The organism is Frankia sp. CgMI4, from assembly GCF_001756285.1.
GTDB classification, from domain to species: domain Bacteria; phylum Actinomycetota; class Actinomycetes; order Frankiales; family Frankiaceae; genus Frankia; species Frankia casuarinae.
This window is the reverse complement of record NZ_MAQZ01000077.1, coordinates 41694-52820: the sequence shown is the minus strand read 5'-3', so window position 1 is coordinate 52820 and position 11127 is coordinate 41694. Positions and strand designations below refer to the sequence as shown.

General features: G+C 65.6%; 3 protein-coding genes and 2 pseudogenes. All 5 read right to left on the bottom strand.

Translation table 11 applies throughout. The features are described from left to right. Positions 1 to 262: transposase (locus Manayef4_RS13385; RefSeq protein WP_254665638.1), on the bottom strand; the 262-nt coding region annotated here is incomplete at its 3' end. A 312-nt stretch (positions 263 to 574) separates the two neighbouring features. Further along, a pseudogene (locus Manayef4_RS26695) lies at positions 575 to 745 on the bottom strand (metalloregulator ArsR/SmtB family transcription factor); the annotation flags it as partial. 427 nt (positions 746 to 1172) lie between these two features. Next, positions 1173 to 6649: pseudogene (locus Manayef4_RS26690) on the bottom strand (carboxyl transferase domain-containing protein). A gap of 145 nt (positions 6650 to 6794) precedes the next feature. Continuing rightward, positions 6795 to 7778 (bottom strand): beta-ketoacyl-ACP synthase 3, encoded by a 984-nt coding sequence (locus Manayef4_RS13375; RefSeq protein WP_254665637.1) that lies wholly within the window; start codon positions 7776 to 7778, stop codon positions 6795 to 6797. Between the two features lie 24 nt (positions 7779 to 7802). Next, positions 7803 to 11033, bottom strand: a complete 3231-nt coding sequence (locus tag Manayef4_RS13370) for a type I polyketide synthase (protein ID WP_070131807.1) — start codon at positions 11031 to 11033, stop codon at positions 7803 to 7805. Positions 11034 to 11127: the final 94 nt, after the last annotated feature.

The window sequence follows — 11127 nt, the reverse complement described above, 5'->3', positions numbered from 1 at the left end:
GGACGAGGCGGTCGACGACGAGCCGGGCGAGCGCCAGGCCGACCTTCTCCGGCGACCAGACCGCCCGCGCGAAAAACCGGTGCGCCCGGTCGTGCGGCCACAGCGTGGACAGGCCCGCGCCGACGAGCATCCCGCACACCGTGCGCCGCCCGCCGGTGGCGAGCATCCCCACGACGAGCGCCCGGAACGTCCGGAACGACGGCGCGGTGAAACACGGCCGGAAACCCTCCAGCAGCACCGCCAGAGAAACCGGTATCGTCACGTCCGGGAGCATCGGCGTCCAACTTTCGGGTTGGTACAGGAAACGCTGATGCTCCCGCCACCAGCCCCTCGCGCTGGCCTTCCACCCCTCCGCCACGCACCGCGATACCACCGGCAGGCACCAGGGAATCATCCACCCGAAAGCAATCGGGAAAATTATCCAGCCGTTGCCAGACACTGATCTGGATCAAGAAAACTGCGAAACTCTAGATCTGAGGCGAGAGCTGTAAAATTCCTGGATCCATCGGGCCGCTGGGCCGAGCGCATCCTCTTCGAGACGCACCGGGCTGCGGTGGCAACCTCCAGGACGGCGGATCAAGCCGGCTTCCTGAAGCACCTTGAGGTGCCTGGAGACCGCCTGGAGACTTATCTCATACGGCTCGGCAAGCTCACCTACTGTGGCGTCATTTTTGACAAGTCGCTCGACCATGTTGCGACGGGTCGCGTCTGCAAGGGCCGCGAAAATTCTAGAAAATTCATCCATCTATCGCTCATCCTATCGCTTATCCAATTAATAATATTATCCGAATTTCTCAATCAAGATAAATTATCGATGAAGTCCCGGCCCGCGATAATACATAATTCGGATTATCCGGGCGGTCTCAAGGAGTCGATGCGTCAGCATCTATATGTTAGTGGCAGATCATTGAGGGCGGAATCAAGTGGTCATGGCGACGTATAAGAGCGTGTCTCGTGTGGGTGCGCGGGGTGCATCTCTGATCATGGACGTAATGGAGAACAGCCTCGCGGTGCGACTGGTCCCGGACGATCTGTGGGAGCTGGTGGAAGCATTGCTGCCCTCGGTTCGAGACGCGTCGGCAGGGCGGTGGGACCRCACCGATCGGTTGGGACCGCCCCGCTCTGAACGCGTTCGATCTCACGTTCGACGGCCACCGGGCCCCGGCACGCCGTCACCTCACCTCATTTTCGGGGTCAGCGCCCACGGGCTTTGATGCCTCGATGGCCTCGATGACCCGCGGGCGCAATTCGGCGGGGGGGATGACGGCGTCGACGGAGCCGACCTCGACCGCGCGTTGGATAGTGTGCCGGCGGTCGAACTCCGTGGCCATCTCGCGATGCTTCTCCGCGTGGACCGAGACGCGGAGCTCGTCGAGCTCCGCGGTTAGCGCGGTGTGGTCGGCGCCGGTGGCAGCCGCGACGCGGGCCTCCAGGCCGCGCACCCGCGGGTCGGCCGCGGTGCGGGCGTCGACTTCGCGGGCGAATACCACCGCGGCGGCGGGAGCGCCGCCGAGAACCGAGGCGAACGAGCCCTCCAGCGCCAGCACGGTCATGTTCGGGTTCAGCGCCTTCGAGAACACCACGAACGCGCCACCGTGGTACCGCGAGATCACGCAGAATACAATGGGCCCGCGGAAGTTCACGATCGCGCGGCCGATCTCGGCGCCGTACTCCAGCTGCAGCTTGCGCATCGACTCCGGCGAGCCGTCGAAGCCCGACAGGTTCGCCAGCACCACCAGCGGCCGGTTCCCGCTTGCCGCGTTGATCGCCCGTGCGACCTTCTTCGAGGACTGCGGGAACAGCGTGCCCGGAGTATAGATTTCCGGGCCGTCGGTGGGCGGGAAACCGTGCCGCGGCACAGCGCGCGACTCGATGCCGATCAGGYATACCGGTATGCCGCCGAGGTGTACGTCCCACACCACCGCGGTCTCCGCGCTCTCCATGTGCTTCCAGCGTTCCAGCACCGGGTGGTCCTGGTCGGACAGCGCCTCCATCACAGGGCGGATGCCGAAGGGCTTCTTGCGGTCCGGGTTGGCCTCGGCGGAGAAGATCTCACCGACGGAGGTGAAGTCGCTGCCAGCCACCGAGTGAGGGTAGTCGGAGATGTCGCGGTCGACGGGGTCGTTCGTCTCCGCTCGCCGCGGACCATCCTCGCCGGGGGCGACATATGTGTGATTGTAGTATGCCATCAGCATGTCCACGGCGGCGGTCAGGTTCGGCGCCCAATACTGCCCCTGCCCGTTCGGGCCCATCACTCGGTCGTAGCCGCCAATGCCGAAGTTGTCCTCGGCCGACACGCCGCCGGAGACATCCACTGCCTGCTTGCCGGTGRGCACCATCGTCGAGTCCGGGATCATCACCAGGATGCCCTTGGTGTGCATGAGCATCGTCGCCTCGGCGTTCCAGTACGGCTGCGCACCGACGGTGATGCCCGTGACCACGATGTTGATCTCGCCGCCGGCCTGGGTGAACTCGACGATCTGCTTGAGTGCCGCGCCCACCCAGTCCATGTTTTCCGTGCCCGATTCCATGGAGATCCGGGCACCGGAGGACAGCGCGTACCATTCCAGCGGCAACCGCCTCCGCTCGGCCAGGTTCAGTGCGGCGATCAYGCGGCGGCACTCCGGCTCTGACAGTGCGCCGAGCGACTTCGTCGGGTCGCTGAGCAGTACGACCCTGGTGACACCCTGCGGGTGCAGCCTGGTCGGGGTGGTGGCCACACCCACGACGATCGCCGCGGTGTTGTGCCCCTTCGGCCGGTCGACCGGCACCAGCGCGCAGTTGTCGTCGAGGTCGTACTCGACGAAGTCGCCGAGCAGGTCGGTCAGTTCATACGGGTGCATCATCTTGCGGTTGCTCGCGCGTAGCACCTTGAGCCGGTAATCGTCGATCGGCTCGACCGGCTCGACCGAAGGCTCGCCAACGGTCAGCTCGGCGCCCGTGGTCTTGAAGGAGACACACACGGCGATCTCAGACAGCTCGCCGGTCTGCGGGCTGCGCTGCTGGGCGATGAACAGGATCTCCTCCAGCTCGGCGTCCGCGGTCATCAGCAGCACACGCTCAGCGATCATCTCCAGCTCGGTGCGGGTGATGTCGCTCGGCGGCCAGACGTAGACCACGATCCGGTTGGTGTTGAAACGCTTGTCCGACGGTCGCCGCGACCGAGCGCGGCGGATCGAGTCGACGCAGGCGGCCACGGCGTCCTCGGCCGCTGGCAACGCGACCAGCTGGCCATCATGATCGTGCTCCCTAAACAGGTCGCGTACCTGGATGAACGCGACAAAGCGGTTATCCGACGGATTCTCCCGCGCCACGCACTGGTAGAGGTAGACATCCTCGTCTGACGACGGCAACCGGGTGAGGTCGAATTTGCTCAGCCGTTCCAGCTGCATCCGCTGCGCGATGCACGGGTGYAGGCCGCGGATCAGCCGTTCCTCGGCCATCCCGGCGTCCGACGGCCGGAACGTGAAGTGGTGGGTCATCGTGCGGCTGCCTCCGGGGTGATGGTGATGGTGAGCCGACGCACCTGGGGCGGCAGCGGGTGCGCGCTGGCGGCCTCGCCCAGCGCGGCCGCCATCACGTCGGAGTCCGCCGGCTGGTTCTCCCAGGACAGGTAGATGTCAGCATCGACGGAGCGCTCGCCGCCTGCCAGCTCCGCAAGCCCACCCAGCGCCGCGTCCAGCGCGTCGAAGCCAACTGCGCAGGAGACGAGCCTGGAGCCCGCGCGCTCGGCCACCCAGAACCGGTAGCCGGCGTACTCGGTGGCGCGGATGTGGGTGAGGTCCTTGTTGCCGTAGTACCGGCGGGTCAGCACTTCCAGTATGACCGTGTTATCCCGGTCGCCGCGCAGCAGCCGCTGGCCCAGCAGCGGCACCAGCGGCTCGGTGCTGCGCACCATCTCGGCGATGCGCTCGGTGCGATCCGGCGCGTCCGGGTAGGCGTCCAGGTGGAGCAGGTGCTCGAAGATACGGATGCGCTCCTGGGCACGGCGCAGCAACTGCTGATGCTGGAACCAGGCGAACATCACGTCGAGCGCGAGGTCGGCAACCACGGGGAAGTGGCCCTTCGTGGCGGCCACCAGCCGCTCCAGCGCCAGACGCACCGGTTTGTGCACGGACTTGTCCGGCGGCGGCTCCCACCGCCACGATTCCAGCAGCGCCGCAACTACCTTGGCGGCCACCTTGGCGGTGGCGGGCTGCCGGGCGAGGAAGATCCGGAACACCGCGGCCTCGAGCTCGGGGGAGCGTTTCAGGTCGGTGACGTCGTAATGCCCGAGCGCCTTGGCCAGTTTGGCCTGGAACGCCTCCGGTAGCCCGGCCCGCTCGACGTCGAGGCTGCGCAGGTAGGTGTGGAAGTGCTCGTGAGGGTTGCGCAGGTGGCCCTCATCGCCGACGTCCATGCGGGCAGGCCGGTTCCGGCTCAGCTCGGCCAGGTCGGCGAATATTTCGATGATCTCTAGCTCCTTGGCCAGCGGCTGGTGGCCCTCCTCGGTGGCCGCCCGACGCGCGGCGAGGTAGTCGTGGAGCACCTGGCGCTCATCGTGCAGGTCGAAGCCCAGCAGCAAAGCGCGCAGATCCTCCAGGCCGCGCGCGGTGCGCTCACGCGCCGGGACCTCCTCGGGCGCGGTCGGCAGGTCCAGCCCGGCCGCCGCGGCGGCCGGGCTGTCCTCGACCTCGGCGCCGGCGATCGGCTCCAGCCGCAGCAGCGGCGCACCCGCCTCTACCTGGCTGCCCACGGAGACGAAGTATTCCCTCACCCGCGCCTTGAACGGCGCCTGCAGCACCGTCTCCATTTTCATGCTCTCCAGCACCAGGATTTGTGCGCCCGCCTCGATCTCGGCGCCAACCTCCAGCGGCGTGGCGATAACCATGGCAGGCATGGGCGAGCGGACGACGTCGCCCTCGTCGCGGCTGACCCGGTGGGTGACGCCGTCCACCTCGATCAGGTGGACGGGCCCGTGGATGTCGGCGAGTAGCCGGTACCGGGCACCGTTGACGACGATCTGCCCGGTGTGCCGATCGAAGCGGTCAATCTTGACGTCAGCGGTGCGGACGTCGGCGCCCGCTTCGAGGCTGACGTGGAACCGGCACGGGCCCCGCCGCGCCACGCGCGCCCGGTAGCCGACGTCGCGCAACTTGAGGTCCAGCGGCCGAGCGCTGTCGTGCTGCACCTGCGGGCGTCCGCCGAACGCCGTCAACAGCAGCCGCTGCCGCTCGACGTGCTCCTTCTCCTCGTACGCGTCGATGGCCGCTGCCACCAGGGCCACGGCGGAGTGCCGGTGCGAGACAAGCCCGTCCCCGACGCGGTCGATCCAGCCGGTGTCCGCGCTGGCGTCGATCACCTCGGGCCGGTTGAGCAGGTCCAGCAGGAAGCTCTTGTTCGTGACACCACCATTGATGATCACTTTGGTCTCCTGAATCGCCCGGCGCAGCCGGCCCAGCGCCCCGTCGCGATCGCGGCCGTAGGCGATGATCTTCACGATCATCGAGTCGAAGTCGGCCGGGATGGTGTCGCCCTCGCTGAAGCCAGTGTCGACGCGGATGCCGGGTCCGGCTGGYAGCTCCAGCCGCGTGATGTGGCCCGGGCACGGCATGAAGTCGCGGTCGGGGTCCTCCGCGTTGAGCCGGGCCTCGACGGYGTGTCCGCGCTCGACCGGCCGCACGCCCTGCAGCCGGCCGGCCGAGGCCACGTGTAGTTGGGCCTTGACCAGGTCGAACCCGGTTGTGGCCTCGGTGATCGGGTGCTCGACCTGCAGGCGGGTGTTGACCTCGAGAAACGTGACCTGCTTGTCGCCGGGGTGGTAGAGGAACTCGACGGTCGCCGCGCCCCGGTAGCCGACCGCGACGATCAGCCGCTCGGCCGCGGCCTTGAGGTTGGCCGCCTGCTCCGGGCTGAGCACCGGCGAGGCCGACTCCTCGATTACCTTCTGGTTGCGCCGCTGCACCGAGCAGTCACGGACGCCGAGCGCCCACGCGGTGCCCTGGCCGTCGGCAATCACCTGGACCTCGACGTGCCGGGCCCCAGTAATTAGGCGCTCCAGGAACATGACATCGATGCCGAACGCCCGCGCGGCCTCTTGCCTGGTGCGCTCGAAGGCGTTGACAAGCTCGGACTCGTCCCTGATCACACGGATGCCCCGACCGCCGCCGCCCGCGGCTGCCTTGAGCATAAGCGGATAACCGATCTTGGCAGCCGCTGCCAGGGCGGCGTCCAGGCTCTCGACCGGACCGCGGCTCCACGGCGCGACCGGCACGCCGACCTCCTCGGCGATCCGCTTCGCGCCGATCTTGTCGCCGAGCTTACGCATGGCCTCGGAACTGGGCCCGATGAAGGTGACCCCGAGCCTCTCGCAAAGCTCTTCGAACGCCGGGTCCTCCGCGACGAAGCCCCAGCCGACCCACGCGGCGTCGGCCCCAGTCTCCACCAGCGCGCGCTCTAGGACCCTCAGATCGAGATAGGGACGCGCGGCGGCCGGGCCAAGACAGTAGGCCCTGTCGGCCTCGCGCACGAACGTCGCGGTGCGGTCGACGTCGGTGTACAGGGCGACGGTCTCGATCGCTGTCGCGGTCTCGGCGACTATCTCCCGAACGGCTCGGATGAGGCGCATCGCGGCCTCACCACGGTTGACGATGGCGACGCAGCGGAACACGGCTGAGTCCTTCCTGCTCAAGACACATCATTCGGCTGGCGGGTGGCCGGTTCGTCCTCGCGACTGGTGACTGACCGGAATGTGGGGATGGCGTCCGGCCGGTCGCGATGACCGCGCCGGGATCGGCGACTGCTTGATATCGGGCCTACGCCCAGCGCAAGGCGACTCCACCCCACGTCGCGCCGCCGCCGAAAGCCACGATAAGGAGCAGGGAGTCCCGCTGGAGCCGACTGGCCCGTACAGCGTCATCCAGTGTGATCGGCACGGAAGCGGCACCGGTGTTGCCGTACTTGCCGACGGTGAGATGCAACATTCCCGAGGCGAGCCCCAGGTTCTCAGCCAGGTCGGCCAGCATCACGCCGTTCGCCTGATGAGACACGATGAGATCAACGTCGGGCAGCGTTATACCCACAGTCGTGCRCAGTTCCGTCACGACTGCTGCCAACTTCTCGGTTGCCAGGCGACGAACCTCCCGGCCGTTCATCATGAAGTAGTGCTGATGTTTCTCGATGCTGAGATGGCTCGGAGGTATTCGACTGCCTCCGCCTGGGATCTGGATCAAGTCCTTGTTGYGCCCGTCCGAGTACAGGGTGCTCGCCAACAGGCCTTGTCCGTCAGGTACCTTGCCGAGGACGACCGCGCCAGCACCGTCTCCGAAAAGAGTCGAGGTGCGGTAGTCGGTGTAGTCAAGAATGCGCGAATAGGTGTCGGCGCCAATAACCAAGGCGGTGGAGTAATCCGGGTCCGCGGCAAGTAGGGAGTCGGYGCACTTCAGCGCGTAGATGAAGCCGGTGCAGACCGCTTGAATATCGAAGGCGAACGCTCGAGTGGCGCCGATGGATGCTTGAACGTGGCATGCGGTGGCGGRCATGGGCTGGTCGGGTGTGGATGTGGCAAGCACGATCAGATCGATGTCCCGGGCCTGCATGCCTGCCGCGGCGAGCGCCTGTCGTGCGGCGTGGGCAGCCAGATCCGAGGTGGCCTCGTGCGGTGCTGCCACACGGCGTTCGCGGATGCCGGTCTTCTCGAAGATCTTGCCACGGTCGAGACCGAGGCGATCTTCCATTTCTTCACTCGTCAAAATTTTTTCTGGGACGTATGACCCGGTTCCCAGAATGGCTGTGTTCACGATTAATCCTTTCAGGGGTCGAGGTTACAGCAGTTCGGCGATATACTCACTGAATTCTGCGATTGTGGGATGCTCCCGGATTGCGGCGAGCGAGATGGAGACCTTGAATATTTGCTGGATTCGTCCGCGGAATTCCACGGCGCGTAGGGAGTTCAGACCGAGTTCCGAAAAGGCGGCACTAGGGCTCAGTCGACGCGCTCGCAAGCTGAGGATCTCACGCAAGATTTCAAAGATCATCTTTCTGATGATCTTGAGGCGTTCATCTCTGGTAGCCTGTGAAATCTCGGCGCTGATGTCGGCGTCCGTCCCAGTGTCCGGACGTTGCTCGGTCGGCTCTGTATGCGCTGACCGGGCCGAGTCGGTCGGGGGCGCCAGGTTCCTGAGTAGCTTGATCAGATAGGTGCGTCTGTCCCACGTCGTAGGCGGCACGTCCGCGATGGCTCCATCGCCGTGCCACCGCCGCCAATTCATGTCGAGCCCGGCGCAATGAAGCGCTGCGATGCTCGTTCGTAGGGCTGTGGCCTGATCGTGCCTGTTATCGGTAGTCGGTACAACCGTGGCCTCCGGCGCCCCGGCCGCCTGGAGGGTCAGAATAAGCGGGTGGATTRCCACCGGATGTGGAGAGATCTCCTGGAAAAGCTGGTGTCCGTCGTTGACGATGGCGGTCGTGGCATCCACCGCCCGAACCGGGCAGCGCATGTTCTCACCCCAGTAGGCAGCATCGAATGTGGGTGTCTGCCGCGGATCAGGCAGAACCGTGGTATAGAAACGGATCGTCGGCTGCCTAGGCCGTATATCGCTGAGCTCAGCGGTCAACGCGTCGGCGACTGGATGGATCAGGGGACAGTGCGAGGCGACATCGACATTGATCATATGCGCGGGAACGTCGCGGGATGTCCAGCTTTCGACCAGGCGTTCGACTTCGACTCGAGTACCGCCGATCACGGTGGACCGGGGTGCGGCGAAGAACGCGACAGCCACGTCGGGAAGATGGTCGATCTCTGCCTGGACCGTGGCCGCATCCAGTTCGACGACCGCCATCGCCGCAACGCGGGCTTCGGCGATGGGAACGCACAGCCRAGACCGACGGCAGATGACGCGGATGCCGTCTTCCACGGTCAACGCCTCCGCGATCACGGCGGCGGCGATTTCACCCATGGAGTGTCCTACTACGGCGGCGGGGTGGATGCCGTGGGATTGCAGGGTGCGCGCCAGAGCGACCTGTACCACGAAAATCAAGGGCTGTACCTGGTCGATTCGGGTCACCTCGTCACCGGCCCGCAGCACCTCCTCCGGCGAGAAACCCGACTCGGCGCGAATCAGGGGGTCGAGCGCCGCGATCGTGTCGGCAAACACGGGTTCGGTGGCGAACAGGTCTCGCCCCATACCGGGCCACTGCGAGCCGTGGCCGCTGAACACCCACACCGGTCCCGTTGCGTGCTCGGCGTGGACATAATCGTTGACCATGCCTTCAGGACGGGGGTGTGTCCCGTCGGCATATGCGCGTAGGCGGTTGACGAGATCGTCCCGGGAGCGAGCGACGACCGCCAGTCTCTCGGGGCCGTGCGAGCGGCGTACCGCGAGCGTGTGCGCGATATCYTTCAAGGGTGTCGTCGCGCCGGAGCGGATGAGCCAGTCGGCGAGCCTGATCGCGGAATGCTGCAGCGCAGTTTCTGATMCTTCCGACAGCAGGAACGTGAGAACGGAATCGTCGCTGCTGCTGGACGACCTCGGCGCGACCGGGGAGCTGGAATCCGGCGGTTCCTCCACGATGGCATGCGCGTTGGTCCCGCCCACACCGTAGGAGGACACGGCCGCGAGGCGCGGACCACCGGTGACTGGCCATGGTGTCGTTACGGTCGGAACGAACAACCTGGTGCCGGACGGGTTGATAGCGGGGTTCCACCGTCGGAAATGCAGGGACGCCGGGACCTCACCGTGGTACACCGCCAATATGGCTTTGAGTAGCCCCACCATGCCCGCGGCGGGTTCGGCGTGGCCGAAGTTCGTCTTAGYCGAACCCAATGCACACCGGCCTCGTCCCCGTCCGTAGACGGCGGCCAGCGAACGGAACTCGATCGGGTCGCCAACGATGGTTCCGGTGCCGTGCGCTTCGATCATTCCAATTTCTTCCGGGTCGACATCGGCAATACTCAGGGCGGTACGGAACACCTCTTCCTGAGCTTGCTCGGAAGGAACGGTGAACGGGGACGTCTTCCMGTCATGATTGACCGCCACCCCCCGTAGCACGGCGAGCACGCGGTCCTGGTCACGCATCGCGTCGTCGAGACGTTTAAGTACGAGGACCACGCAGCCCTCGGCCCGAACGTAGCCGTCCGCTCGTTCGTCAAAGCTGAAGCATCGCCCGGTGGGAGATAGCACTCCCAACTCGTTATAGGCCAGGAACGTTCGGGGGCTGAGTAGCAGGTTGACCGCGCCAGTGATCGCGAGGTCACACTCGTCCTGCCGAAGGCTGTTACATGCCAGGTACACGGTGGYCAACCCTGTCGAACACGACGTGTCCACGGTCATGCTGGGACCGCGCAAACCGAAGACGTGCGATATCCGACCGGATGCCGGTCCGGCCTGGTTACCGGGCACAAAGTAGGGGCCCCCGCCGCTCGGGAGCTGATGTGCGTGGAGCATATGGTCCAAGTTGGACATGCCGACGAACACAGCAGTGCTGCTCCCTACCAGGTCATCGGTTGGCAATCCAGCGTGCTCGAACCCCTCCTGCACGACCTCCAGCAACAGCCGATGTTGAGGATCGATCAACTCTGCCTCGGTCGGGTCGATACCGAAGGCCTCTGGATCGAAGGCGCCGACGTCCTCCGACAAAAACCCGCCACGCCACAGCACGTTCCGATCGGTCTCTGCCTGCGATGCTTCCCGCGACGCCTCACTCCATCGCTCTGATGGCACATCGGTGACCGCATCACGACCGTCGCGGAGGAAATCCCACAGCGACGCCGCGGAACCAACGCCGCCAGGAAGGCGGCACCCGATCCCAATCACCGCAACCGCGCTGGAGGTGTTTCCCCCAGCATCCCGCGTCCGTTCACCCGAACCCTTACTCGGATCCGCGCGGATGGTCTGATCCGCCTTCTTGACCGGAGCGTCGTTGGCGGAGTCGTCGGTTGTAGTGACCGTGATGTCACTGTTGGTCAGCTGTTCGACCAGGACGGGCCGGATCGGGTCCGCARGATCCGGGGAGACCCGGGGCAGTCGATCGTCGCTCTTCCTCTGCTTCGACACGAGGACGCTCCTCAGCGACTCGGTTGAGATGATGAAGGARGAGTACCCCAATCCGGTCGCTTATCAACCACTTGGTTAATATATATTCCACTTT